This is a genomic window from Haladaptatus sp. AB618 (assembly GCF_024136965.1).
GTDB lineage: Archaea > Halobacteriota > Halobacteria > Halobacteriales > Haladaptataceae > Haladaptatus.
The window spans coordinates 623,849-649,437 of record NZ_JAMYJX010000002.1 but is presented as its reverse complement, the minus strand read 5'-3'; the positions used below and the strand labels follow the sequence as shown (position 1 = coordinate 649,437).

General features: G+C 63.8%; 25 protein-coding genes. 12 read left to right on the top strand and 13 right to left on the bottom strand.

The features are described from left to right. Positions 1-306: 306 nt before the first annotated feature. Positions 307-1,170: a coiled-coil protein gene (locus NKF26_RS10170; protein ID WP_066143488.1), complete on the top strand. Its 864-nt coding sequence runs from the start codon at positions 307-309 to the stop codon at positions 1,168-1,170. A 55-nt stretch (positions 1,171-1,225) separates the two neighbouring features. After that, positions 1,226-2,254 (top strand): signal peptide peptidase SppA, encoded by a 1,029-nt coding sequence (gene sppA, locus NKF26_RS10165; protein WP_253234257.1) that lies wholly within the window; start codon positions 1,226-1,228, stop codon positions 2,252-2,254. Positions 2,255-2,260: 6 nt separating this feature from the next. Here the strand turns inward: sppA and NKF26_RS10160 are convergent, their stop codons facing one another. Both NKF26_RS10160 and NKF26_RS24290 read right to left on the bottom strand, forming a co-directional pair. After that, a complete protein-coding gene (locus NKF26_RS10160; protein ID WP_253228269.1) occupies positions 2,261-3,244 on the bottom strand; it encodes an NAD-dependent epimerase/dehydratase family protein in 984 nt (327 codons plus the stop codon). A gap of 133 nt (positions 3,245-3,377) precedes the next feature. Then, positions 3,378-3,545 carry an HVO_0758 family zinc finger protein gene (locus NKF26_RS24290; RefSeq protein WP_303647121.1) on the bottom strand — a complete coding sequence of 56 codons (168 nt, stop codon included), beginning with the start codon at positions 3,543-3,545 and terminating at the stop codon, positions 3,378-3,380. Between the two features lie 218 nt (positions 3,546-3,763). On the opposite strand from NKF26_RS24290, the gene NKF26_RS10155 reads away from it, so the two are divergent. Together NKF26_RS10155 and NKF26_RS10150 are read left to right on the top strand one after the other, a co-directional pair. Continuing rightward, entirely contained in the window at positions 3,764-4,906 is a 1,143-nt protein-coding gene (locus NKF26_RS10155; RefSeq protein WP_253228301.1) for an MFS transporter, read from the top strand. Between the two features lie 83 nt (positions 4,907-4,989). Beyond that, positions 4,990-6,096 (top strand): glycosyl transferase family 2, encoded by a 1,107-nt coding sequence (locus tag NKF26_RS10150; RefSeq protein ID WP_253228270.1) that lies wholly within the window; start codon positions 4,990-4,992, stop codon positions 6,094-6,096. A 620-nt stretch (positions 6,097-6,716) separates the two neighbouring features. Here NKF26_RS10150 and NKF26_RS10145 read toward each other — a convergent pair. The 6 genes from NKF26_RS10145 to NKF26_RS10120 all read right to left on the bottom strand — a co-directional run bounded on the left by NKF26_RS10145 (position 6,717) and on the right by NKF26_RS10120 (position 11,378). Continuing rightward, a complete protein-coding gene (locus tag NKF26_RS10145) occupies positions 6,717-7,130 on the bottom strand; it encodes a Rieske (2Fe-2S) protein (protein WP_253228271.1) in 414 nt (137 codons plus the stop codon). Between the two features lie 49 nt (positions 7,131-7,179). Next, positions 7,180-8,049, bottom strand: coding sequence for an aminotransferase class IV (locus NKF26_RS10140; protein WP_253234256.1), 870 nt, complete (start codon positions 8,047-8,049; stop codon positions 7,180-7,182). Continuing rightward, positions 8,034-8,645 (bottom strand): aminodeoxychorismate/anthranilate synthase component II, encoded by a 612-nt coding sequence (locus NKF26_RS10135; RefSeq protein WP_253234255.1) that lies wholly within the window; start codon positions 8,643-8,645, stop codon positions 8,034-8,036. Before NKF26_RS10135 ends, NKF26_RS10140 begins: the two co-directional genes overlap by 16 nt. Before the next feature lie 106 nt (positions 8,646-8,751). Then, a complete protein-coding gene (locus NKF26_RS10130) occupies positions 8,752-9,288 on the bottom strand; it encodes a 20S proteasome subunit A/B (protein ID WP_253228274.1) in 537 nt (178 codons plus the stop codon). A 74-nt stretch (positions 9,289-9,362) separates the two neighbouring features. After that, on the bottom strand, positions 9,363-10,604 hold the full coding sequence (locus NKF26_RS10125) for an MFS transporter (protein ID WP_253228275.1): 1,242 nt from the start codon (positions 10,602-10,604) through the stop codon (positions 9,363-9,365). Between the two features lie 111 nt (positions 10,605-10,715). Beyond that, positions 10,716-11,378: a helix-turn-helix domain-containing protein gene (locus NKF26_RS10120; RefSeq protein WP_253228276.1), complete on the bottom strand. Its 663-nt coding sequence runs from the start codon at positions 11,376-11,378 to the stop codon at positions 10,716-10,718. Positions 11,379-11,467: 89 nt separating this feature from the next. On the opposite strand from NKF26_RS10120, the gene NKF26_RS10115 reads away from it, so the two are divergent. The 3 genes from NKF26_RS10115 to NKF26_RS10105 all read left to right on the top strand — a co-directional run bounded on the left by NKF26_RS10115 (position 11,468) and on the right by NKF26_RS10105 (position 14,660). Beyond that, positions 11,468-12,817, top strand: coding sequence for a cytochrome P450 (locus NKF26_RS10115; RefSeq protein ID WP_253234254.1), 1,350 nt, complete (start codon positions 11,468-11,470; stop codon positions 12,815-12,817). Positions 12,818-12,903: 86 nt separating this feature from the next. Continuing rightward, complete coding sequence (locus NKF26_RS10110; protein WP_253234253.1) at positions 12,904-13,896, top strand: M48 family metalloprotease; 993 nt, start codon at positions 12,904-12,906, stop codon at positions 13,894-13,896. A gap of 53 nt (positions 13,897-13,949) precedes the next feature. After that, positions 13,950-14,660, top strand: coding sequence for a TOBE domain-containing protein (locus NKF26_RS10105; protein ID WP_253228302.1), 711 nt, complete (start codon positions 13,950-13,952; stop codon positions 14,658-14,660). Positions 14,661-14,709: 49 nt separating this feature from the next. Here NKF26_RS10105 and NKF26_RS10100 read toward each other — a convergent pair whose 3' ends face one another. After that, positions 14,710-15,960 (bottom strand): glycosyltransferase family 4 protein, encoded by a 1,251-nt coding sequence (locus NKF26_RS10100; RefSeq protein WP_253228279.1) that lies wholly within the window; start codon positions 15,958-15,960, stop codon positions 14,710-14,712. A 180-nt stretch (positions 15,961-16,140) separates the two neighbouring features. Further along, positions 16,141-17,394, bottom strand: coding sequence for a hypothetical protein (locus NKF26_RS10095; RefSeq protein ID WP_253228280.1), 1,254 nt, complete (start codon positions 17,392-17,394; stop codon positions 16,141-16,143). 278 nt (positions 17,395-17,672) lie between these two features. Here NKF26_RS10095 and NKF26_RS10090 point away from each other — a divergent pair, with 278 nt between their 5' ends. The 4 genes from NKF26_RS10090 (at position 17,673) to NKF26_RS10075 (ending at position 22,112) form a co-directional block, all read left to right on the top strand. Further along, on the top strand, positions 17,673-19,187 hold the full coding sequence (locus tag NKF26_RS10090) for a flippase (RefSeq protein ID WP_253228281.1): 1,515 nt from the start codon (positions 17,673-17,675) through the stop codon (positions 19,185-19,187). 126 nt (positions 19,188-19,313) lie between these two features. Then, positions 19,314-20,096 (top strand): luciferase, encoded by a 783-nt coding sequence (locus NKF26_RS10085; protein WP_253228282.1) that lies wholly within the window; start codon positions 19,314-19,316, stop codon positions 20,094-20,096. 88 nt (positions 20,097-20,184) lie between these two features. Beyond that, positions 20,185-20,949 (top strand): creatininase family protein, encoded by a 765-nt coding sequence (locus tag NKF26_RS10080; protein WP_253228283.1) that lies wholly within the window; start codon positions 20,185-20,187, stop codon positions 20,947-20,949. Next, complete coding sequence (locus NKF26_RS10075) at positions 20,946-22,112, top strand: FAD-binding oxidoreductase (RefSeq protein WP_253228284.1); 1,167 nt, start codon at positions 20,946-20,948, stop codon at positions 22,110-22,112. The genes NKF26_RS10080 and NKF26_RS10075 overlap by 4 nt, the downstream gene beginning before the upstream one ends. A 1-nt stretch (position 22,113) precedes the next feature. Here NKF26_RS10075 and NKF26_RS10070 read toward each other — a convergent pair whose 3' ends face one another. Both NKF26_RS10070 and NKF26_RS10065 read right to left on the bottom strand, forming a co-directional pair. Further along, positions 22,114-22,491 (bottom strand): Hsp20/alpha crystallin family protein, encoded by a 378-nt coding sequence (locus tag NKF26_RS10070; protein WP_066143527.1) that lies wholly within the window; start codon positions 22,489-22,491, stop codon positions 22,114-22,116. Then, positions 22,488-22,646 (bottom strand): hypothetical protein, encoded by a 159-nt coding sequence (locus NKF26_RS10065; protein WP_253228285.1) that lies wholly within the window; start codon positions 22,644-22,646, stop codon positions 22,488-22,490. The genes NKF26_RS10070 and NKF26_RS10065 overlap by 4 nt, the downstream gene beginning before the upstream one ends. Before the next feature lie 443 nt (positions 22,647-23,089). Between NKF26_RS10065 and NKF26_RS10060 the strand changes: the two genes are divergently transcribed. Next, positions 23,090-24,817 (top strand): radical SAM protein, encoded by a 1,728-nt coding sequence (locus NKF26_RS10060; RefSeq protein WP_253228286.1) that lies wholly within the window; start codon positions 23,090-23,092, stop codon positions 24,815-24,817. A 300-nt stretch (positions 24,818-25,117) separates the two neighbouring features. Here the strand turns inward: NKF26_RS10060 and NKF26_RS10055 are convergent, their stop codons facing one another. Further along, positions 25,118-25,549 carry a TRAM domain-containing protein gene (locus NKF26_RS10055; protein WP_066143533.1) on the bottom strand — a complete coding sequence of 144 codons (432 nt, stop codon included), beginning with the start codon at positions 25,547-25,549 and terminating at the stop codon, positions 25,118-25,120. Positions 25,550-25,589: the final 40 nt, after the last annotated feature.

Below are 25,589 nucleotides of genomic sequence, written 5' to 3'. Positions count from 1 at the left end.
GTTGCTTCAATTCGTCCGCCTCTACCGCTTGCATGTGCCAACCATTCTTTATAAACTCCATTGGAGGTGTGTGTCAACCGTTTCCACGGGGTACGGAGCGTGTGCTAGGCGTTTCCACATAATTTGAGGGCACAACTTTTAAATAGCTATGCCGAATACTTCGTAATACCTGAACGCTTCCGGCGTCACGGTAGCACCGCGCGTCAACCAATGATATGGGAATATTGTCATCGGATGGTTGGAACTCGTAGAAGAGTAGCGATGCTATCATTTGCCGGAGTGGAAGGAACCGAGGTTTAACTAAGAATGGTAAGCGTAACAGAAGAGGATCTTCAGAACAAGTCGAAAGGTGAACTCATTAAACTCGCAGGACAGCTCCGAGACCGACGAAACGAGCTGAATCAGCAGGCGAGCAAACGCGCGTCCAAGCGTGATGACTTGAACGCGAGCACACGGGAAAAGGTGGATGAGGCCCAAGAACACCGAGAAAAGCGTGACGAACTGAACGAGCAAGTTCAGGAACACAAAAAGAAGCGCAACGAACTCAACGCCGAGGCGAACAAACTGTTCGACCGCGTTGAGGACCGCAAATCCGACCTCGAACTCGACGAGGGAAAGGATTTGGAGCAACTCAAGAAGGAAATCGAAGAGCTTGAGTTCAAACAGCAGACGGAAGTCCTCTCCACCGAGGACGAGCGCGAACTCATCGAGAAAATCGAGGCCAAGCGCGACGAGTACACGAGCCGCAAGGAAAAGCTCGATCAGAGCGACGACCTCGAAGAACTCGTCGAAGAGGCAGAGGAGGTTCGTGCCGAAGCGAGCACGCACCACGAGAAAGTGACGGAACTCGCGGACCAGGCCCAGCAGCATCACAACAAGATGATCGAGGCCTACCGCGAAGCCGACGACATCCGTGACGACGCCGACGCGATGCACGAGAACTTCGTGGAAGCCCAGGAAGCCGCCGACCAGCACCACGAGGACTTCGTCCGCGTCCAGAAGCGCCTGCGCGAACTCGACAAGAAAGAGGAAAAGGAGCGCAAATCCGAGAAGGCCAAGGAGCGCGAAGAGGCCAAGGCCGAGGCCGAGGAAATCTACCAGCAGTTCAAGGAAGGGGAGACCCTCGACACCGAGGACCTCATGAAGCTCCAGAAGACCGGTCTGCTATAATCTGCTGACCCTTTGCTAGCGAACTTTTAACGCCGTCGCCCACCCATCTATCGATATGGCAAGCGGACGCTCGTCGAACGGGGGTGGTCGTGGGCAACGGCTCGCGATCGTTTTTGGCGGAACAGTGCTGACAGTTGTCGTCGCGTGGTGGCTGTTTCTCGATTATGCCTACGACCTCGCGGACGTGGTAGGAATCGTGTTCGTACTGCTCGCGGGAGTCATGGGAGCGCGAGCAGCCGCCCGGTTCGCGGCCCAGCGGTTTCCGTCGTACGACGTGGCAGAAGTCGCCGTGGAAGGGCCGATACGTCGGGACGGTGGCGGTGGCGGGCTCCCCTCCAGAGGTGGAACGCCAGCCGACGACATCGTGGAACAAATCGACCGGGCGAACGACGACACGAACGCGAACGGACTGTTGTTGCGGTTGAACACGCCCGGCGGCGAGGTCGTCCCCAGCGAGGATATCCGCCTCGCGGCCGAGCGATTCGACGGCCCCACGATAGCGTACGCGACGGACGTGTGTGCCAGCGGCGGCTACTGGATTGCAAGCGGGTGTGACGAACTGTTCGCCCGCGACGCCAGCATCGTCGGCAGCATCGGCGTCATCGGGTCGCGGGTAAACGCGTCCGAACTGGCCGACAAGGTCGGCCTCTCGTACGAACGACTGGCGGCGGGCAAGTACAAGGACGCTGGTGTCCCCCTGAAGGAGTTGGACGGGGACGAACGCAACTACTTGCAGGGAATCATCGACGGCCTGTACGACGACTTCGTGGAGCGCGTGGTCGCCGGACGCGACCTCGATCCCGAGACGGTTCGGGAGACTGAAGCCCGCGTATACCTCGGCGAGGAAGCGCGCGAACTGGGTCTCGTGGACGAGATCGGGACGCGGGAGGACGTCGAAGCACGACTGGCCGAGCAACTCGACGTGAGCGAGGTGTCGGTGCAGGAGTTCGAACCGACGCCGCCGCTCCGACGTCGGTTGAACCTCGGCGCGCGGGACATCGCCTACTCGTTCGGCGCAGGCGTAGCGAGCGTGCTTGGCGGCGAAACGGGGGACGCGAACGGATTCGAGTTCCGCGTTCGATAACGGGATTCACTCGACGAGCGCGTCGAGCACGGCTTCCTCTTTCTCGCGATCCGGTCCGACATCCTCGCCGATCCGTCCGGATTCGAGGTGTTCCTCGACGGTTCGAGCGATGGTTTCGGAAAGCGGCGTGGACTCCCATCCGAGGGACCCGAGTTTTTCGGTCGATGCCAGAAACGGCGTCGGCGTGTACAGCGGGAAGTCGGCGGACGAGAGGCCGTGTGTTTCCAATTCCCGCTCGCTGGCGTGGACGAGTTCGACCGCCGTGTCCATGGCGTCGGCCGCGAGTTCCAGCGAGCCATCGAGCGACATCGTCTCGCGGTCGGCGAGGTTGTACGCTTCACCGGGCGTTCCGCGCTCGGCGACGATTCGCAGGGCGCGAGCACCGTCGATGGCGTAGGCCCGGTGAAGCAGGCTCCCGCCGTCGCCCGGTACGAGAACGCGGTCGAACGTCGAGACGCGATGGAGCCAGTAGTCGAATCGCTCCGTGTAGTCGTACGGACCGTAGATGAGCATGGGTCGGACGACCATCGCGTTCACGTCCGCCTCGGCGGCGGCGAAACAGACGCGGTCACACTCGGCCTTTCGCGGGCCGTAGCTCTCCATCGACTCGTCGTCGGCCTGTTCGTCGGTGCAGTCGTGCAGCGTAGCGTCCTCCCGGATGGGTATCGGATACTCCGCGTACGCGCTTCCGCTGGAGACGTAGACGTACGCGTCCACGTCGGCGAACAGGTCGGTTGCCGTCTCGATTTGCCGGGGATGCATCACGCAAAAATCGATGACGATGTCGGGGTCGACGTCGTCCCGTGCGACTTCGAGCGCCTCGCGGTCGTTTCGATCCCCACGGATGTGTGAGACGTCCGCTCGGTCAGCGAACGGGTTGCCGGATTCGCCGCGTGTGAACGTCGTCACCTCGTACTCGTGATCGAGCAGTTCCTCGACCGTGTGTCGTCCCATGAACCGTGTGCCGCCGACGAGCAGTGCGCGAGCCATACGACTGGTGCGAGTGACTGGCCGATAAACCTACAGGAACCAGCGAATTCGACAGTCTCGGGGACGACACGTCGGACGACGTATCGCCACGCGAGCACCGCACGTGACGAGCGCTTCGGAGAGAATAATATATTTACAATACTTTCCACTTGCTACCACAATCAGGACACAATCGAACCGAGTAGACCTCGGATGGATCGTTTCTTGTTTTCAAGGATTCTCGGCAGTCCGAGCACGAGAGTCTCCCGTACGTGTCTTTCTCGACCTCGCCCTTCCGTAGACCACTTCGAACCGATTGCATTGAACCGTCATACATCAGCTGTTGACATATAGGCATCGACGGAACTGGTTTTCAGTTTACACGCTCGGCTCGGTGACGAACGACGACGTTCAGGTGTGTCGAGTGGGAACGAACACCGCGGTCAAACGTATTCTCTTGCCCGTTTCGGAAGGTTTGACTACCCCCTCTCGAAATCCACGCCCGTGTCTCGGGGTCGTCTGTTCGCGTCGCTTAGCTCGATGGTCTTCCTGGTCAATTTCGCCCGCGTCGTGTTCGCGCCGTTGCTCGAACCGCTCAAGGCCCACTTCGTGGTTAGCGACACGACCATCGGACTCATCGCCACGCTCGTCTGGCTCGGAAGTGCTCTCCCGCGCATTCCGACGGGCTATCTCCTCACCCGCGTCGCACGTCATCGCGTCGTGCTCGGTGCGGGTATCGTCCTGACCGTTTCCACTGGACTCACCGCGTACGCGTCATCGATCACCACGCTGGCCATCGGCGCGTTCGCCATGGGGATGGCGAGCGCGATCTACTTCATCGCCGCGAACCCTCTCGTGAGCGAACTGTACCCCGACCGGGTGGGGCGAGCCATCGGCATCCACGGGATGGCCAGCCAACTCGCCGCCGCCATCGCACCGATCCTCGTCGGCCTGCTGTTGACGATGGTCGGGTGGCGCGACGTGCTGAAACTGTTCATGATCGTCGCCGCCGCCGTCACCGTCGTGTACTTCGTGGTCGTCGGGAGAACCGAACTCCCCGACGCGGGGGCCACCGATAGAGATCTGTTGACGGCGTTCCTCCGCCAGTGGCCCATCATCCTCAGCGGCGTCGCCATCATCGGCGCGACGGGATTCGTCTGGAACGGGCTGTTCAACTGGTTTCCGAGCTACATCCACCAGACGAAGGGGCTTTCACTGACGACCGGACGGACGCTCCTGACGGTCGTCTTCGCTGCGGGCGTTCCGGCGTTCTTCCTCACCGGGCGACTGGCGGACCGGGTCCCACACGTCCCGCTCATGCTGTCCATCCTCGGCGGGTTCATCGTCTGTCTGCTCGCGTTGACGGCGGCACAGGGACTCGCCGCCATCATCGGGGTCTCGCTCGTCCTCGGCTACGTCATCCACAGCCTGTTTCCGGCGCTCGACACCTACCTGCTCGACTCCTTGCCGGACGAGAACAGGGCCAGCGCGTACGCGGTGTACAGCGGCCTCGCCATGATCGGACAGGCGGCAGGCAGTTCGATAGTCGGCGCGCTGTTGGACGCCGGATTCCTGTTCGATACCGTGTTCCGGACGTTTTCCATCGGCTTGATCGCCATCCTGTTCGTCCTCGTCGCGCTCCACCGCGCCGACCGACTGCCGACGGCGGCCGCGACCAGCTAATTCGAACTTCGAAGACCCCGGTAACCGAGACGGTTCTGCCGACTCCACGCCCTTTTTCATCCTCCTGACCGAAGCCATCTCCAATGGAGTACGTGCAGGAGCGGGTGACGACGCTCCACGACCTGAGCGGGCGGGTTCCCGACGCGCCGACCGACCGGACGTCGGTCGTCGTCCCACTGACCGACCGGGAGTACGGGTCCCGGACGGCCGAACGCGTCTTCGCGGCGCTCGAAACGGTCGCCCCGAATCGCGTCGTCGTTCCGCTTCGCGCCCCCGCTGATTCCGTCGGCCGAATTCACGACTGGCTCTCGTCGTTCGACCTGTCGCTCACGCTGCTCTGGTGTTCCAATCCACGGGTCGAGACGTTGTTGGACGAGCACGGGCTTGCAGGCTCCGCCGGAAAAGGCCGGGACGTCTGGTTGGCGCTCGGCGTCGCGGCGGCCGATTCCGCGTTCGTCGTCTGCCACGACGCGGACACCGAAACGTACGACCCGTCCATCGTCCCCCGTCTGCTCGCCCCGCTCGATACCGGATTCTCGTTCACGAAGGGCTACTACGCTCGCGTCGAGGAGAACCGCCTCTACGGTCGGTTGTTCCGACTGTTCTACGCGCCGCTCGTTCGTACGCTACTGGGAGCGAACGACGGAGAGATTCTCGACTACCTCGGCGCGTTCCGCTACGCGCTGGCCGGGGAGTTCGGCATGACCGCCGACCTCGCCACCGGAATGCGCGTCGAGCGCGACTGGGGACTGGAGGTCGGCACCCTCGGGAGCGCCTTCGAGCACGCCGGATTCGAGGGAAGCGCACAGGTGGACTTGGGTCGCTACGAACACGCCCATCGCGGCGTGGCCGGCCCGGGCGGCCTCTCCACCATGAGCGAGGGCGTCGGAAACGCCCTCTTCCGGGTCTGTGAGAACCACGGCGTCGCCCCCGAGTACGACACGCTCCCCGCCCGCTACCGCGAAACCGGCCGCGAGTTCGTCCGGCAGTACGCCGCCGACGCCGCGTTCAACGGACTGGAGTACGACCCGGTGGCCGAGCGCGAACAGGTCGAAACCTACGCCGACGCCATCCGGCCGCCGGAACGTTCCGGTGGAAGTGGGGTCCTTCCGGCCTGGGACGATGTTGCGATTTCCCCTGCGGACGTTCTGGACGCCGCGCGTGCGGAACTTTCGGGCCAGCGCCACTGAGGAATAGATGCGTTTGATTCCGGTTTTGCGAATACAGCGACTACGAGAAAGACCTCGAAGTTCGTCGTTCGCTACGAAAAAAGGTGTATGATGGGGTTGTGATTACAGTAACTGAGAAGATCACCTCGAAAGCCCCCGTCCGTTCGCGGTCCTCCGGAAGACGTTCCGGCTCACATTCGTTCGCGGGCTGCGACTTCCGTGGCCACCCTCACTACGTTCGCGTGACGCTCGAACGACATCTCACTTCGACTCGCTCCGCTCGTCTTCAGCGAGAGGGGTCGGCGAGACGACCACGCTGTACGCGAACGGGCGGCCCCTTTCATCCCCACCCGACCGCCTCCGCACCGCACCACGAGCCTCCCCAGCCGATTCGCTTCACTCCCTACGGTCGTTCCGCTCATCCCTCGCGCGATAGCCAGTCAGGTCCTCGGACGAACTGTCCTTGGACCTGCTGGCCCGCGCGCCACCCAGCTGGACGGGGTGGCCGATACTCGTCAACCGCACGTCGCGCGAGGTTTTCGTGAGTGACGCAGGAGCGAGCGAACAGCTCGTCAGAGCTGTGCTCACATCTGTTCGTAGCGGACGGTAGCTCTCCAAACGAAAAACCCCAGCCGAATCCGTCACTCGAAGCCGAGCGAGCGGTTCGAGGAGAGGTCGTGCGTGATCGAGGAGCCCTGTTCGACGAACTCGTAATCGTCGTCGGTCAGGTAGACATCCCCGTCCTCGACGGTGATCTCGACTTCGTCCAGCACGGCGTCTTCGCAGGGGCCGTAGGTGCAGACCCCGGTGTCGGCTTCGAACAGCGCGCCGTGTTTGCCGCAGACGAGTTCGCCGTCGCGCATGCTCGCGCCGTCGCCCTTGTCGAGGCGCACGTCGGTCCAGTGCTGACAGTAGTTTCGCCACGCTCGGACGTCGCCGTCGTCGTCGGCGACCAGGATGGCTTCCTCCTCGTCGAAGCCCTCCCGAATCGTGAACAGGAAGGTGGTGTCGTCCGGGAGCTCCTCGACAGCGGCGATTCGGCTGTGCTCGTCCATCGACCGGGATTTGCGACCGAGGGAGTTTGAGCCTTTTCAAACGGGCGCTCTACGCGTCCGGATCGTAGTGGCGCGCTTCGACCAGCGCGTCGAACGCGGCGGCGAGTTCGTCGGTCACGGGTCCGCCGCCGATTTCGACACCGTCGAGGGAAGCGAGCGAGCGGAGTTCCCACGTCGTGTTCGTCAGGAACGCCTCGTCGGCCCGTCGAACCGCCGCGGGGTCGTAGCGCCCCGTCTCGCTCGGGATTCCGGCGTCGTCGGCGAGCGAGCGGACGACGTCTCGCGTGATTCCGGGGAGCACGGGACTCGAGAGCGACGGCGTGTAGAGAACCCCGTCGCGGACGAAGAACAGGTTGCTCGTCGCGCCTTCCGTCACCGCGCCCGTCGAATCGAGCATGACGGCTTCGTCCGTGTCCGCATCGAGTTCCAGACGGGCGAGAATCCCGTTCAGGTAGTTGTGCGTCTTCGCGTGGGCGGGGAGCGCCGCGTCGGGCACACGCTGCGTCTTCACGACTTCGGCGGTCGCCGGGGCGTCCCAAACCGGGGTCCCCTCGCTTCCGCCGCGGGGGAGTTCCGAGACCATCACGACGACCGTCGGATTTTCCGTCGGGCCGGGCGAGAGTTTGCCGGGTTGAGGGCCTCGGGAGACGGAGAGTTTGACGTAGGCGTCACGGAGGTCGTTCGCGTCGAGCGTGTCGCGGATACGTTCCAGAAAGTCCTCGTCGGAAATCCCGTGGTCGAGCGCGAGCACATCGCAGGTCGCTTCCAGACGCTCGGCGTGTGCCTCCCATTCGAACACGGTTCCGCCATAAGCGCGCAGGGTTTCGAAGGCCGCATCACCGTACATGAAGCCGCGGTCGCGGACGCTCACGGTCGCCTCGTCGGCCGGAACGATGTCGCCGTTCACGTGGTAGTACATGGTCCTCCCGATTCACGCTCCCGTTCGTCTTCGCACAGTTCACAGAAGTTCCGCACGAGGCGTTTCCCCTCGTCGGTGAGGATGCTCTCGGGATGGAACTGCACGCCGACGTGCGGGAGGGTCGCGTGCCGAACCCCCATCACGATGCCGCGCTCGTCCGTCGTCCGCGCCGTCTCGACGAGCACGTCCGGAATGTCACCGTGTTCGACCGCCAACGAGTGGTATCGTCCGACGTCGAACTCCGTGGGCAACCCGTCGAAGATTCCCTCGCCGTCGTGTGTCACCGTCGATGGCTTCCCGTGGACGACGTCCGGCGCGTGGCCGACCCGCGCGCCGTGGGCCGCACAGAGCGCCTGATGGCCCAGACAGACGCCGAGCGCGGGATAGGTGGTTTCGGAAAAGACGGCCATCGAAACCCCCGCGTCGTCCGGGGTTCCGGGACCCGGCGAGACGACGATTCCGTCGGGGTCGAGGGCGCGGATACCGGCCACGTCGATGGCGTCGTTCCGCCGGACGACGACCTCGTCGGCGAACTCGCCGAGATACTGGACGAGGTTGTAGGCGAACGAGTCGTAGTTGTCGATGACGAGAATCATTGTGGGATGGGCGACGGTGATGGTCTCTATGTCGTCGGTTGGCGGACCGGCACGTAAAAGCTGACCTTTCGGGGGCGATTCGAAATTGAACGATGACCGCCCGAACTCAATCGTCGCCGTTCTCGAACCGCACCACGTCGATGTCGGTGCCGGTGTCGGGGTCGCGTTGGGCGACGATGGAGAGCGTCTCGCGGGCGAGGGCTTCCACGTCGTCCAACCCGCGGTCCGTGTCGACCTGTTCGAGGGGGCCGAAGGCGACGGACGCGCCGCTGCCGAGCGCGGTCACGTCGGACGCGAGCACGAGGCCGTCGCTCCCGACTTCGCGGAGGCCGACGTCGCCGTTCGAATCCAGCCCTACGACCAACCCGTCGAGACCGAGTTCACCCGTCAACTCGCTCGCAACCTGCGCGATTCGGTCGATGTGGACGTCGTCGCTCTCCTCCCGACTACGGTCGAGTTCGATTCCGAATCGGCGGTCGAACTCCTCGATAGCCCCGACGTCACCGACGACGGCGGCACCGGCGTCGTCGTACTCGAACACTCGCCGTACCCCGTCCGAAGTGACGGCGTCGTCGCTCGTGACTCGGCGGTCGCCGGCGAGAACGGTACCTTCGGCACACCGAATTCCGATAACGGTCGCCATGAATGGTGGTCGGGACGGAGCCAAAAGAGGATTGTTGCCGCCGGGTCGCCGTGGTACCGCGCGCCTCGACGAACCTACGCCTCGGCGACGGGCCGACGGCGGGTTCGGTAGACGCTCATCGAGGCTATCGAGAGCGCGATGACGAGCGCGACGACGGCGCTGCCGACGAAGAGCGGATAGTAGCCCGTAATCTCGGCGAGCCCGGCGAACAGGATCGGCCCCGCGGCGCGCCCGAGAAACGTCGTGCTGTTGCGCAGGCTCAGCGCCCCGCCGCGCAGTCCCGCGGAGACGAGGTCGCTGATGGCGGCGTCCACGGCGGGCATGGAGAGGCCGAGACCCGCACCGAGGACGAGCATCGTCACGCCGATGAAAACCGGCGAGGGTGCCAACCACGCGCCGAACAGGCCGACGGAATAGCAGGCGAACCCGGCGGCGATGAGGCCGTAGTTCGACGTGTACCGCGCGAACCAGCCGTTCTTCGCGGAGACGATGACCGACGAGAGTTCCGCGACCGAGAGCAGGAGTCCGATGGCCAACGCCGACATGCCGAAGTCCCCGGCCAGCAGGAACGGCAGAATCGTGAGCACCGTGCCGAACAACAGCAGTTCGGTCATGCACGCCGCGCCGTAGCAGACGAGCGCGTCGGGTCCGCTGAGGACGCTGGCGGCGCGGCGCAGATAGGCGAGCCCCTTCGAGTCGCGTTCGTGAGCGGGTTCCTCCAGATGCCGAACCGCGTACAGCGCGAGCGGCAGGCCGAGCAGGTAGGCGAGGTACGGCACGTTCCACGCGACGGTGGCGAGCGCGCCGCCGACGATGGGGAAGAGCGCGGCCCCCGCGGACAGCACCGCGTTGTTCATCCCGAGTACGGAGTTCCGTTGGGTGCCCTCGAACGAATCCCCGATGAGCGTGACGGTGGTGATGAAGATACCGGCGGCGGCGGTCCCGCCGATGGTTCGCAACAACAGGATGGCCTCGTAACTCGGCGCGACGGCGATCGCACCGCCCGAGATGCTGAACGCGATCAGCCCCCAGATGAGGACGGCCCGCCTGCCGATTCGGTCGGCGAGCATGCCGATGAACGGCGACAGGACGATTCCGGTCAGGAAGTAGGTGCTGATGAGCAGGCTCGCCTGTGCGTCGGTGATGCCGAACGCGTCCCGAAATACGGGTAGCGTCGGACTGATGAGCGGGACGCCGAGCGGCGCGAGGAGCGTCGCCGCGAGGACGATCTGGACCGTGGACGACCGCCACGGGGACGTCTCCTCGTCGGTATTCGTGTTGCTATCCCCGGAAGCGGACGGCTGTGGCGGCGTCATGGTTCCCCCCGTTCTCCGGCAATCCGTGCCTGCTAGAACTGACGCTGGGGAGGTAATTAATCTCAGCCCTACCGGCGCGTCGTAACCGTCCCGAAACGGAATTTTCGCCGATCAGTTGACGTACGCGCCGACCAACCTCGACTCGATTCGCTGGAGTCGCTCGCTGACGGTCCCCGTCGAGAGGCCGAGTTCCTCGGCGAGTTCCCGGTGGGTCGTCTCCCGGGGAACCTCGTAGTAGCCCTCGCGGACGGCGAGGTCGAAGAGCGTCTCCTGCCGCTCGGTGAGTATCGACGAGAGCTTTCCCATGTCGGGTTCGTACTCGCCCATCCGTTCGAGTTTCAGGGAGATACCGTTGGGAACGTCACCCGCGGCCTGTCGAATCGCATCGCTGGTTCCGATCACGGTGAGTTGCAGGCCGTGTTCGCTCCCCGTGTCGATGTACCCAATCGGCCAGTCGAGGACGATTTCGTGTTCGCGCAGGATGGTGAGCAGGTCATCGACCAGACCGCCGGTTCGACACTGCAAGTAGAGGACGCCGTAGCCGTCCTCACCGACGATGTCGTATTCGATGGTTTCGGGCGAACCGGCCAACAGTTCCCGTGCGACGTCGAGGTCACCGCGGAGTTCCACGAGTTCCACGTATCGCCCCTCGTACACCGGTCCGACGTACCGAATCGTCTCGACCGTCACGTCGTCGGTCTCGGAGAGCAGGTCGTCGATGGGATGAACGGCCGTGTCGTCCTCCCACGTCATGACTATCGTCGCGTACCGCATGGGGAACGATACCGCACGAGAGTATTTAAACACACCTAGGATGCTCGGATATAGAGATAGACCGCCGGGGGCAGTACTAGGTAGCAACCATGAGTAGCGACACACCCCCCACGGGGGACACGCCACCGGGACCGGATGGCCTCCCTATCGTCGGAACGCGATGGGATTTCATCCGCGACCCGTTCGGCTTCATGACGGAAAACGCCCGCGAGTACGGGGACATCGTTCACTGGGAAGAACTGTCGGGACCGATGTATCAGCTCAACCACCCCGACTACATCGAGCAGGTGCTCGTCCAGAACAATCAGAACTACATCAAGGGCGAGGGGTTCCAGAACATCCTCGGGCCGGTGCTGGGGAAGGGTATCCTGAACAGCGAAGGCGCGGTCTGGCGGCGCAACCGCCACCTCATCCAACCCGCCTTCCACCCCCAGGAAATCCAGCGATACTCCACCATGATGACGGAGTTCACCGAGGAGGAACTCGCCACGTGGGAGGACGGCGAGACGCGACTCGTCCACGAGGACATGATGGAGGTGACGCTCAAAATCGTCGCACGGGCGCTGTTCGGCGTCGATATCGACGACGAGGTCCACACCGTCGGGTCGGCGCTGGAGGAGTTCATGCTCGGTACCGAAAGCCTGGCCAACTTCATCCTCCCGCCGGGGATTCCGACGCCGTCGAGGATGCAGATCAAGGACGCGCGGAAGCAACTCGACGACGTCGTCTACCAACTGATCCGGGAGCGGCGCGAGGACCCGACCGGCGAGGGCGTCATCTCGACGCTCCTCGACGCGACGGACGAGCACGGCAACCACATGAGCGACGAGCAGATACGGGACGAAGTCGTCACGCTCCTGCTCGCCGGGCACGAGACGACGGCGCTCTCGCTGACGCTCACAATGTACGCCCTCGCGCAGTATCCCGAGGTGGAGGAGAAACTCGTCGCCGAACTTGACGAGGTGCTCGACGGCGAGACGCCGACGATGGCCGACCTGGACGACTTGACGTACACCGAAAAAGTCGTCAAGGAATCGATGCGACTCTACCCGCCCGTGCCGGGCATCGTCCGCGAGGCGACCAAACCGGACATCATCGGCGGCTACGAGATTCCGGCGGGTGCGACGGTGCAGATGAACCAGTGGGTCGTCCACCGCGACCCGCGCTGGTACGACGACCCGCTCGCGTTCCGACCCGAGCGCTGGACCAAGGAGTTCGAGAAGTCGCTCCCGAAACTCGCGTACTTCCCGTTCGCGGCCGGACCACGGCGCTGTATCGGCGACCGCTTCGCCATGTTGGAGGCGCGTCTCCTGCTCGCCACCATCTACCAGCAGTTCCACATCGAACTCACGCCCGAGGCCGAACTGGACCTGATGGCGACGATTACGGCCCGCCCGAAGAAGGAAATCCCGATGACCGTCCACCGGCGCTCCGACTGAGCGAATTTCGCGGACGACCCCGGTTACGACTCGAATTTTCGTCATCGTCGAAAAATTTCATCATCGCTGAGAACATACGCCATCGTATGGAGTGGAAACCGGATCGAGGGTTGCAGGTTCGGATGGTCGCCACGTTGTGTCTCGTCGTCCTCTTCGCGATTGCGATTCCGGCGACGCTCTGGCTTATCGTTACGGCGGGAGCACGTCTCGTCGCGCTCTTTACTGGAACGACGATGACCGCCGTCCTCATCATGGCGGGGTTGGCTGGCGGATCGAGCGTACTCGGCTTCTACGTCATCGAACGCTACGCGGGGAGTGATTTGACGGGGTTCCCGAAGGACGGAGACGACGAACCCGTCGTCGTCGAAGTCCCCCCGGAAGTCGAGGCGCGCGCGACGAAAATCGCCAGCCATCTGTCGGTCCCTCGACCGGACATCGAGTGTCGGACCTCGAACGTTCCGACGGCGTTCACGACCGGGTATTCGCCCGAGAGCGCGACCATCGTCGTGACGACGGCGCTCGTGGAGACGCTCTCGGCCGACGAACTCGAAGCCGTGCTCGCACACGAGTTCACCCACGTTCGCCACCGGGATTTCCTCGTCGTCACCCTCGCGTCGCTTCCCCTCCGTCTCGCCTTACGGGTTCGAAAGTACGCGGACAGACATTGGGCGTTGGACGCCGAGCGAGGTGCCCATCCGCTCGTCGGCCTGTTCTTCGCCTTCTCGTATGCGCTCTCGGCCGTCTTCAGTTTCGTCGGACGAGTCCTGCTCGCGCTCCTCTCGCGCTATCGGGAACTCGCCGCCGACCGCGGCGCGGTGCGAATCACCGGGAACGCGGGCGAACTCGCCTCGGCGCTCCGGAAACTGTACGACGCGACGGCGACGCGCCCGCCGGCGGACATGCGGGACGCCTACGAAATCCCGCCGGAACGCGCCATCGTCCCGCTCTCGATGGCGACGGACGTGGACGGAACGGATTCGGCGGACGCGGACACGCCGTGGCTCGAAACCCACCCGTCGCTCGAAACGCGGCTGGAACGACTCCGCGAGGCCGAAGAGCAGTTCGAACGGGCATCGTGATCCGTCGGTAGCCCGGAGAACTGATGTACCGAGCGGTACGACAGGTACTGACGATGGACGACGCGACGCCACGGGCGACGTTCGACGCACAACTCGTCTCCGGCGATGTCACGTTCGACGCACGGGACGTGCAATTGCTTCGGGCGATAGACGAACACGGCTCGCTCAACGCGGCGGCGACCGCCCTCGGACGGTCGTACGCCCACGCACAGCGCCGAGTCGTGACGCTGGAGGACGGCTTCGGACCGCTCGTCCGCCGCGAACGCGGCGGGACGAGCGGCGGGGGGAGCACGTTGACCGACGAGGCGCGGCGACTCATCCAGCGATTCCGCCGACTCACGGCGGAATCGTCCGGGCTCGCCGACGTGGACGAGACGGTTCTCGTCGGCACCGTCGCCGAACTCGACGGCGAGTTCGGTCTCGTCGAGACGGACGTCGGCGTCGTTCGCGCGCTCGTCCCGGCCGACGCCGACGCCGTGGAGGTGCCCATCCGCTCCGACGTGATCACCCTCTACAGTCCCGACGCCGCGCCGCAGGGGGACGACACGAGCGCCAGAAACCAGTTTTCCGGAACGGTTGCGGCTGTCGAGGAGGGAGAACGAATCGCCCGTATCACCGTCAATGTCGGGGGCGAAACGCCGCTTCTCGCGCTCGTCACGATGAACAGCGTCGAGCGATTGGGCCTGGAACCCGGTCGACCGGTCGTCGCCTCGTTCAAGGCGACGACGACGCGGGCGGTTCCGGTGGAGTTGGGGTCCGAATAATCGGTCCGCATCGAGAACATCGCGGTCGGTTCGTTCGAAAATTTCCCGGTCAATCCGCGTTGAGAACTTCGCGGTCGGTTCGTTCGAGGGTATTTCTGTCGGTTCGTCCGAGGATTTCGGCACACACGTCCACGAGACGCTTCGCCGACTGGTTCCACGAGTAGCGTTCCGCGACGGCCCGTCCTTGCTCCGAGAGTCGCGCCCGTAGCTCCGGCGACGAGACCGCCGTCGCTATCGCCGTCGCCAACTCCTCGGGGTTTTCCGGCGGGACGAGCAACGCGGTCTCGCGGTCGATGGCGTACTCCGTGACGCCGTCGACCGACGTGGTGACGACGGGGGTGCCACAGGCCAGCGCCTCCATGTTGACCATGCCGAAACTCTCGTAGTGGGACGGCAGACAGGCCACGTCCGCGGCGGTGTAGTAGCCCGGGAGTTCGTCGTGTGGAACCGCTCCGAGGACGGACACTGACGACGCCAGTTCGTGCTCCTCGATTCGCCGCTCCACTGCGTCTTCGTCCCCGCGACCGACGATAGAGAGGTGAACGTCGGTTCCGGCGTCGCGGGCCGCCGCGACCGCATCGATGAGGTCGAAGACGCCTTTCGATTCCACGAACCGACCGACGAACAGCACCGTCGGTTCCTCGCGCTCGAAGGCGGGCGGCGCGTCGGGGTGAAACAGGTCGGTATCGACGCCCGGGTAGACGATACCGTCGGGTTCGTGGCCGTGTTGCTCGACGAACTCCGCGTTCGTCTGCACCGAGTTGACGACAGAGTGGCTGTCCGACAGCATCCCGTGGGCCGTCGTCCCGAGTCCCGTCCGCTCGAAGCCGTGGTACACGCGAATTACGGGGATGTCGAGGAGGTTCGAGAGGACGATGTCCTCCAAGTAGTGGTGTGTCACGAGCACGTCGAGGGTTTCGTTCATCCGCGCAATCGTCCCGTCGCGCATCGCGCCGAGCAGGGGAACGAGTTTCTCCGAGATGCCGGGAAACACGCGAGTTGCGGCGTCGAACGCGGGGTCGGACAGTTGGACGATTTCCGCGTCCGTCGTGCGCATCTTCGGCGTCAGTTCTCCGGATTCCGTGTAGAGGTAGGCCGACTGGTGTTCCGACAGCGCGTCGAGGAGTTCCTGCACGTACATCACGACACCGCCCGCGTCCCGCGTTCCCGCCTTCCGATAGTACATACCGATGGTCAACTCCGCCGCTCGCGCATCGCCCCGACGACGCGCGTCGCCGTGTTCCGCCGTCGTCCCCGTACTCCCGACGACACGCTGGGACGGTCGATTACCACTGCTCATTTCCCGATACCACAAGGGTATTACACTTTGTTATGCGTCGTCGGAACCAATCGGGCGACGCCGTTCACGCAATCAATTGAAACCACAAAATCGAGACGGCGACCGCTACGGCTTCGACAGGACCGTCGTGTAACCGTGGTACGGAATCCCTACCGGAAAAATACGTGTTCGACTTCGTTTTCAGTATCCACCCAGCAACGTCCGAAGCTGACCGAAATCGACGCAGTAGCGTTTGCCGTTGTAGGTGAAACAGAAGTCACGCGAACCGGAGGCGGCCGCGTTCTTCGTCCCCTTCTTCATCGCCGGATCGGTCGGTTTTTTCGCCTTCTTGCTCTTTTTCGCTTTCTTGGCCTTCTTGCTCTTCTTGCTCTTCTTTTTCGACTTCTTTGCCTTCTTACTCTTTTTCGCTTTCTTGGCCTTCTTCTTTGACTTGCCGCCGGTCTTCGAACTTCCGCCGGACGACGTCGAACCGGTTGCGGCCTGCTTCGCGGTCGTGGGTGCGGCCTTCGGCGCTTCGTGCGACGGGTTGCTGCCGACATTCGTCGTCTCGACGTTGCCGATGAGACCGCCTTTGATCTGCGAGTCTGTGACCTTGAACGTCGTGTGCGCCGCGACGAGCGCGGAGGCCCCGCCGTTGGTGTCCGCGTCGGTGCAGTCGATGTCGCAGTTCTCGAACGTGACGACGTCGCTCGTCGTCCCGTAGCCGTCGTAGACGCCGCGGGAGTTCACGACGCCGCCGTTGATCGGGTGGAGCGGAACGTCGTTCGTGTTGTAGATGACGGTGTTCTTCACCGTCGTGCCGTCCGTCGCCACGCGGAGGTGGCTGATGTTGTTGTTCTTCAGGAGACAGCCGTCGAACGCCAGTGTCCCGCCGCCGCCGCTGGATTTGGCCGCGCCGCCCGCGTAAATCGCGTTGCCCGTCCAACCGTTCATCGTGACGCCGGTGAGGTCGATGTGACCCGCGAAGGACGCCGGAATTCCGATCGCGCCCTTGCGAATCATGTCACCGGAGACGCCGTCACCCATGTAGACGTGCTCGATGGTCCCGGTTCCCGACGCCGTGATGAGGTTCGGGTAGCCACCGAGGTTCTTTCCCGGCGGGTGGGGACCGCTCACGTCGGACGCGCCGCTGAAACCGACGTTGCGGATCGTCCAGTCGGATCCGCTCGCGATGATGCGAACGTCAGCGCCCGACGCGCTGATGTCGATGAGTTTGTTTTCGAACGTCTCGCCGCTCCCGACGGTGAACTGCTTCGCCGTGTTCGCGGGAATCGTGATCGTCTCGTACTCCTTCGCCGCGCCGAGACCGGTCGCAGCGCCAGCACCGGCGGCCGCAACCGCGGCCGTGCCGGTCAGTTTCAGATACGAACGGCGGTCGAACGAACTGCCGTCCGCTCCGCTATCGTTTTTTGTCGTACTGCAATCGCGTGCCATGCGGTCTTCAATGCAAAGAGGTCGATTAATATTCTTTCGGTGTCGTTCTACACATATCAACCAATCTGAAGGTCACAACGAAACCGATGACCTACTGAAAATATCATGATTGTTGTTCACATGGCTCTGTCGGTGTGGGAGCGGGTGAGGCGGATGAGAGCGATTACTCCGCCGTACGGCGTCCATAACAAAGCCACTCGGCCGGTTTGATTGTCCCACCGTGAATCCGAGAACGCAACGAGGCCACGAGCACCACGCTTATCCACGGAACTTCCGGAATGGCGACGAGTGAGAACCACCTCTCGAAACTGCTGTCGAGTTCGGTCCTCATCGTCGTCGGCGTCATCGTCGCGTCCGTCGGTCGACTGATCGAGCGCATCATCGTTGCCCATTGGTTCTCGCCGCAACTCTACGGCGAGATGACCATCGCACTCGCCATCATGACCATCGGGGCAACGGTCTCGCTCGTCGGATTGAACGACGGGATTCCGCGATTCGTCTCCCGCTACGACGACGACCGGGACGTGCGCGGTGTGTGGCTGTTCGGACTGGGCTTCTCGCTCTCCGTTAGCATCCTCGTCTCGCTCGTCCTGTACCTGAACATCGGCCGTATCACGGCCGCGCTGTTCGAGACGAGCGCCGCGACCGACCTGCTCCGCCTGTTCATCTGCACGATTCCGATCACGACGGGGCTAACCGTCGGCGTGAGCGCGCTCCGCGGCATGGAAAACACGCGCTACAAACTGTACACGAAGGACTTTCTCTACCCTTGTCTCCGCATCCTCCTGCTCGTCGCGCTCGTCGCGGGTGGGTTGGACCTCGCGTCCATCGGCTACGCCTACCTCGTCGCCACGCTCTGCACGGTGGTCGTGGTCTACTTCCTCTCGAACCGCCTCGTCCGCCTCGTCGGCCCCGTGCGAACGCACACCCGCGAACTGCTGGCGTATTCGGCCCCGCTCATCGTGACGATGGTGCTCTCGATCCTGCTCACGCGGATGGACACCATCATGCTCGCCCAGTTTCGCACCTCGAACGAAGTCGGGATATACAACGCCGCCTACCCGCTGGCGAACAGCCTCCTCATGGTCATCTCCTCGTTCGGGTATCTCTACCTGCCGCTCACGTCCAGACTCGACGCCGACGGCGAGCGCGACGAGGTGACGAGCATCTACCGCATCACGACGAAGTGGATTTACGTCCTCACCTTCCCCGCGTTTCTAGTGTTCACCGTCTTCCCGGACGACACCCTCTCGATCTTCTTCGGGTCGGGGTACACGGGCGGCGGTATCGCGCTCGCAATCCTCTCGATCGGGTTTTTCACCAGCGCGGCGGCGGGACGAAACCGGACGACGCTCGCCGCGCTCGGCCACACGAAAGCGATTCTGGGGGTCGATATTCTGACGCTCGCGCTCAACTTCGTCGCCAACCTCCTCCTCATTCCGACGTACGGCATCGTCGGTGCCGCCGTCGCCTCGTCCGGAGCGTACGTCGTCCGAAACCTCGCACTCAATCTCGTACTCTGGTCGAAATGCGACATCACGCCGTTCGCCTCGTCCACGAACCGGACGTACGTCGCCCTCCCGCTCGTCCTCTTCCCGGTCGCCCTCGGCGCGTCCCACTGGCTGACGTTGACGCTCGTGACACTGCCCGTCTTTCTGGTCTGCACCGGCCTCCTCGGACTCGTCGCCGTCGTCCTCGCCGGGGGACTCCAACCGGAGGATGGCGCACTCATCGAGTTCGTCGAGGGAGCGCTCGGCATCGAGATGCCTACCATCGAACGCTACGTTCCCTGACTCGAATCGTTGCCGTTGCCGACAGCCTTTTTATCCCCGTGACGTTACGGAGACCATGGTCGCACAGACGATTGATCGCGTTCCGCGAGAACAGTAGCCAACTCGTTCTGATTACCGGAGGTATCGATGCTAACCAGTAGCCACGCCCTCGCCCGCACGGGACTCGACGCCGCCGCACTGAAACCCGCAGAGTGTGACGTGCGGCGAGCGCACGACTTGCCGTTCGAGACGATCACCATCGACTACGAAGGGCGCGAGCATCTCCCCGACGAGGCGGTGCTCCGCGAACTGGCGGCGGCGAAGAACGTCCTGATGACGGTGCCGATCCGGGCCGACGGGTTCGACCCCCTCGGCGACGATTCGCTGTTCGACCGACTCCCGGAGGCGGTTGGAACGGTGTTCGTCGCTGGACATTCGGCGTATCTCGACGACGAGGAGAAACGACGTGCGGTCGCGCCGCGCCTCGGCGCGGCGCTGGAGCGCTCGCCCGACGCGTGGGTCGGCACCGAAGGGATCGAGCGAATCGCCACCGCCACGGGCGCGACGCAGTTCGAACTGCTGTCGCGCTCGACCGACCGGGACGTCCGAGCGCTTCGCTCGGCCGGATTCGAGGGAACGGTCGCGGTGTACGCCCCAACCGTCCTCACGGACGACGAGGACACGATTCTCGATTCGGTCGGGGCGTACGTCTCCCGACGACGGCCCGTGGCACGGGCGCTCCCGGACGATGCACCGACGGATGCCAGCGCCGACGGCCGCGCACGGCGCGTCCTGTCGGCGGCGAGCCGTGATTTCGCGCTCGTCGGAACCGAACGGGAAATCGGCGAACGGGTCGAGGAACTGAAGACGGCCGGGGCCGACCTCGTGGTCGGCTATCCCGCCCGCGGACTCGACTCGTTCCTCGGTTGATAACGGCCGAACTCGTCCCGTACGTCCGTTTTTTCGCCCATCGCCGCGACACCCAGTTTCAAATACCACGGCTGCAATACAAACCGTCATGAGCCGACTTGCAGAACACACGACGACCACCGCGGACGACGCGCTCGCCGACGTGGACGTCGCATTACTCCCGACGGGAAGCGTCGAACAACACGGGCCAGCCCTCCCATTAGGAACCGATTTCATGGCGGCACAGGCGGTCGCGGGGGAACTCGCCGAACGCGACGACGTCGTCGTCCTCCCGACGATTCCGGTCGGGGTCAGCGAACACCACCGCCAGTTCGACGGGACCCTGTGGACCGACCCGACGACGTTCGAGAACTACATCTCGGACATCGTCTCCAGCATCGCCAGCCACGGCGTTCGGAAGGTCGTCATCGTGAACGGGCACGGAGGCAACGACGGCGCGCTCCGCCGGGTCGCGCGCCGCGTCCGACGCGAGGAGGTCGCCTACGCCGTCCCGTGGAACTGGTGGAGCGGTATCGGCGACGTGCTCGAAGACGAGTTCGGGATGGGGATTACGCACGCCGACGAGATCGAGACGAGCATGCTCCTCGAAGTCGCCGAGGAACTCGTCCGCGAGGCCGCACTCGAAGCGGCAGAGGCGGGCGCGAACGACGCGTGGGGCGAGGACGTTCACGGAGCCAACGTCGGGTTCGACACGGCCGACTTCTCCGAAAGCGGCGTCGTCGGGCACCCGACGCGCGGATCGCGCGAGGCGGGCGAACGGTTGCTCTCGACGTCCAGCGACGAACTCGCCGCGCTGGTCGAGTGGCTCGCCGAACGGGATATCGCGGATCTGTGGCCACAGGAGCACCGATGAAGGTCGGCATCGTCGGCGGCGGCGCTGTGGGCCTGACGGCCGCTCACGACCTCGCAGCACGCGGTGCCGACGTGACGCTGTTCGAGGCGGGCGAGATCCCGAACGAAGGTGAAAGCACCTCGCGAGCGGCGGGCGTGCTCTACGACGCCTTCGCCGCGCCGGAGGACGCCCGGATCGGGAGCCGGGCGATAGAGCGCTTCCGTGAGTTTTCCGGAACGGGAGGGTTCGAGTTCGTGGAGACGCCGTACGTCTGGTTCGCCCGCACCGGCGACGAGAAGCCCGCCGCCGCGATTCGCGAGCAGGTGCCTCGAATGCGCGAACAGGGGCGAGACGTCGCGTTCATCCACGCATCGGAACTAAAAGAGCGGTTTCCGACGGTGAACGTCGAGGACGTCGGCGTCGCCGCAATCGCCCGCAACACAGGCTGTACCGACCCCGGAAGCTACGCCGGGATGATGGCGGCGGAAGCGGAGACGGAGGGCGCTGAGATTCGAACCGAGACGCCGGTTCGTGTTCGACTGGGGGACGAGGGGTCGGACGACCCTCGAATCGTTCCGCTGGTCGACGGCGACGCTTCCGGCGAATCGTTCGACGCCATCGTCGTCGCGGCCGGGTCGCATACGAAACGCGTGTTCGCGGAGGTGGGAATCCCCGTCGCGCTCAAACCGTACCGCGTGCAGGCGCTCACCTGCGAGTTCGACGCCGACACGCCGATGCTGTACGACGCCACCGAAGGCTACTACCTCCGGCCACACCCCGAGGGACTTCTGGCCGGGGACGGCACCGAGGATGTCGAGAGCGACCCCACCGATTGGAAACACGAAAGCGACGACGCGTTCGTCGCCGCCATGGAGGAACGGCTCTCCCACCGGCTCGATTTCGGATCGGATACGGAACTCGAATCGGCGTCGGAACCGACCGTCGAACGCGCGTGGGCGGGGCTCTGCACCGCGACGCCGGACTACGACCCGTTGCTCGGCGAATTCAGACCGAACTGCTACGTCGCCGCTGGCTGGCAGGGCCACGGGTTCATGCGCTCCCCGGCGCTCGGCGAAGCCATCGCGAAGGACGTGCTCGGCGAGGGCGGCATCCCGGAGTTCGACCCGACACGCTTCGCTGGCGACGAGGAGTTCGAAATCGTGGAAGGAATGGCCGTCGAGTAGGTTATTCGGACTTCGGAACGGTCACGCGGAGCGTCCCCGAGTCGGTCAGCGTCGCCGTCGCTTCGTTCGCATCGACCTTCGCATCGGACGGGAGTTCGACCTCCCCGTCGAGCGACATTCCGCGACCGGGGAACACCATGTCGAACCCCTCGTGGAAGTCGCGGAAGCGGTCGATCCGAACGAGGACGGAGTCCTCGACGAATCGGACTTGCACGTCGCTACCGGTCGCACCCGCCGCATCGAACACGACGAGGTAGGCGTCCTCGCTTTCGAGCAGGTCGGCCGGGATGGGACGTGATTCCTGTACCTTGCTCGCGGCACGGCCGACCTTGGATGCGACGGCCGTTACGGTCGAGCGCCCGAGGTCGCGGAGCGTCATAGCTCGATGGCTTCGAGGCAATCGGTTTCGCCGCAGTACGGGCACTGGAAGTCGTCCACACCCACATCGTCCGGCATATCGTAGGTGTAGTGCAGTTCGAACATGTCCATCTCGCAGTCGTCGTCCGTACACTTGACCTCAAGCGTCGCAGGCATACGCATGGATACGTACCGAACGAAAATAAACGCGTGGACTTCGGCTAGGATTGGTGGTTCGGGGAGTACGAGTTGTGGTTGGTTTTGATTGTGTGATTGGAGTTACTGAGAGGCAGTCCTCGAAAGCCCCACCCCGTCCAGCCGAGTGGCGCACGCTGACGAGACGGCGAAGATAGTGGTCATCCTCGCCGTCTCGTCAGAATCGTGCGAGGGATGAGTGAGCGAGTGTAACGAGCGAAGGAATCGGGTGGTGCGGAGAGGCCAGAATATCCTGCACAGCGACCGCGAGCGGGCGGGGGCTTTCTGGGCCTTTTTTGTCACTCTTGAGTTCGCATCAGAGTTGGAGCCATTTCCTAGCGAACGACTTCCACACTTGCGTGTTCCCCGTCGTCGTCGCGTTCGACGTAGTCACCGTTTTATCCGCCCAGTCACAAAGGCGGGTAATGACTGACCCCGCGACTCTCGACGTGACGCTCGTGGACGGCTACGTCGACGAACCGGCTCACTTCGGCGTGCCGCCGTACATCTCGACGTACCCGCGCTACACTGCCGGGGCGCTGGTGGACGCGGGGGTTCCCGAGGAACGGATCACCTACCACACCATCGACGAACTGCGGGACGATACTTCGAAGTGGGCCGACGTGGCCGACGCCGACCTGTTCGTCTACATCGGCGGGATGACGGTGCCCGGCAAGTACGTCGGCGGGACGCCCGCCGAACCGGACGAGGTGCGGAAGATGGCGTGGACGGCCGACGGCACGAGCCTGATGGGCGGCCCCGTCAAGTTCGGCGTCGGAGACGAAAACGCGGGCGGAACCCAAACCGAGCGCGACGACCTCGACTTCGACTTCGTGGCGAAGGGCGACGTGGAAGCCGCCGCCGCGGACCTCGTGGAAAGCGGTCTGGAGGGTTTCAACAACCGGATGCGCGACAACGAGGAGATAGACCGCTGGGCGGCGGCGGGCGCGTTCGTCGTCGAACAGCATCCGAACCATCCGGAGTACCTCATCTGCGAGATGGAGACCTCGCGGGGCTGTCCCTACAGATGCTCGTTCTGCACGGAACCGCTGTACGGCAACCCGGCGTTCCGCGAACCCGAGTCCGTGATCGCGGAGGTGGACGGCCTCTCGAACCGCGGCGTCCGCCACTTCCGACTGGGCCGACAGGCCGACATCCTCGCCTACGGCGGCAACGGCGAGAAACCGAACCCGGACGCGCTCCGGGAGTTGTACGGCGGGATTCGGGAAGCCGTCCCCGACCTCGGCACGCTCCACCTCGACAACATGAACCCCATCACCATCGTGGAGTGGCCCGAACTGTCCCGCGAGGGCATTCGGGTCATCGCCGAGCACAACACGCCGGGCGACACCGCCGCGTTCGGATTGGAATCGGCCGACCCCGTGGTGCAGGAGCAGAACAACCTGAACGTCTCCGCCGAGGAGTGTTTCCAGGCGGTGGAAATCGTCAACGAGGAGGCGGGATGGCGACCCGGCGAGAGTTCGGAAGCGGCCCCGACGCACGGTCCCGACGCGACGAACCGCCTTCCGAAGCTCCTGCCGGGAATCAACCTGCTCCACGGGTTGAAAGGCGAGCGGAAGGAGACGTTCGACCACAACCGCGAGTTCCTCCAGCGGGTGTACGACGAGGGGCTGATGCTCCGCCGGGTGAACATCCGGCAGGTGATGGCGTTCTCGGGGACCGAGATGAACTCCGTGGGGACACAAATCGCGGACGATCACAAGCGACTGTTCAAGCAGTACAAGAGCGAGGTCAGGGAGGAGATAGACAATCCGATGCTCCAGCGGGTCACCCCGCCGGGAACAGTCCTGCCCAACGTCCACCTCGAATACCATCAGGACGGTCGGACCTTCGGGCGACAACTCGGCACCTACCCGCTCCTCGTCGGGATTCCGGGGGAACGCGAACTCGGACGGACGATGGATGTCGCCGTCGTGGACCACGGCTATCGCTCCGTCACGGGCGTTCCGTATCCGCTCGACGTGAACAGCGCGTCGATGGACGAACTCACCGCGATTCCCGGCCTCGGAAAACAGCGCGCCGGAAACGTCATCGTCAACCGCCCGTACGAGACGCCGGACGACCTCGCCGAGACGGTGGACGTGGACTTGAGCAAGTTCGCCGGGGGACCGGTCTCCAGAAACGCGGACTGAAAAAGGATTTTTCAGCGACGACGATTTTTCGGCGAGTGAGCGGCGCTCGCGCCGCTCACGAGCGAGAGGGCGGAAACAGGACCGCCAGAAGAAACATCGAACTAACCCCCGCTCACTGGCAACGCTGCCGGAAAATCGAAGATTTTCCGGGCCGACGACTGAACGAGAGCATGGAAGACGCTTCGCGTCTTCCAAAGCGAAGTGAAGAAGGAGTGCTTTTGGTCGAGCTTTTACAGGGAGACGGTTCGTCGCGGGTCGATTCGACCCGCGACGAACTCACGACCGTCGTAAAAGGTCGTTTTAGAACTCTTCCTCGATGATTTCGCCGACGGCGAAGTTCGATTTCACTTCCGTGATTTCGACCTTCACGCGTTCGCCGATCTCCGCACCGGGAACGATAATGACGTAACCGCGTTCGACGCGGGCAATGCCATCTCCCTGTTTGCCGATGTCTTCGACCTCGACGTAGCGGATTTCACCGGCTTCGACGGGTGGCTGTGGTTCCGACGAGACGGAACTGCCCGTACTCGGTTGCGTCGAAGTCGCGGTCGTTTCTTGTTCTTCGTCCGATTCCTCTTCCGTTTCTCGCGAGATTAGCGCGACACGGTAGGTTTCTCCCGGTTCGACCGAACCCGTATCGATTTCACGGCGTGGTATCGAGACAACGTATTCGTCGCCGTTGAGAGTAACATCACCGCTGAACAGACACAGGAGTTTATCAGAGATTTCCAAGGCTCGTAGACCTCCACGTGAAACCAAGTAGTCAACCATT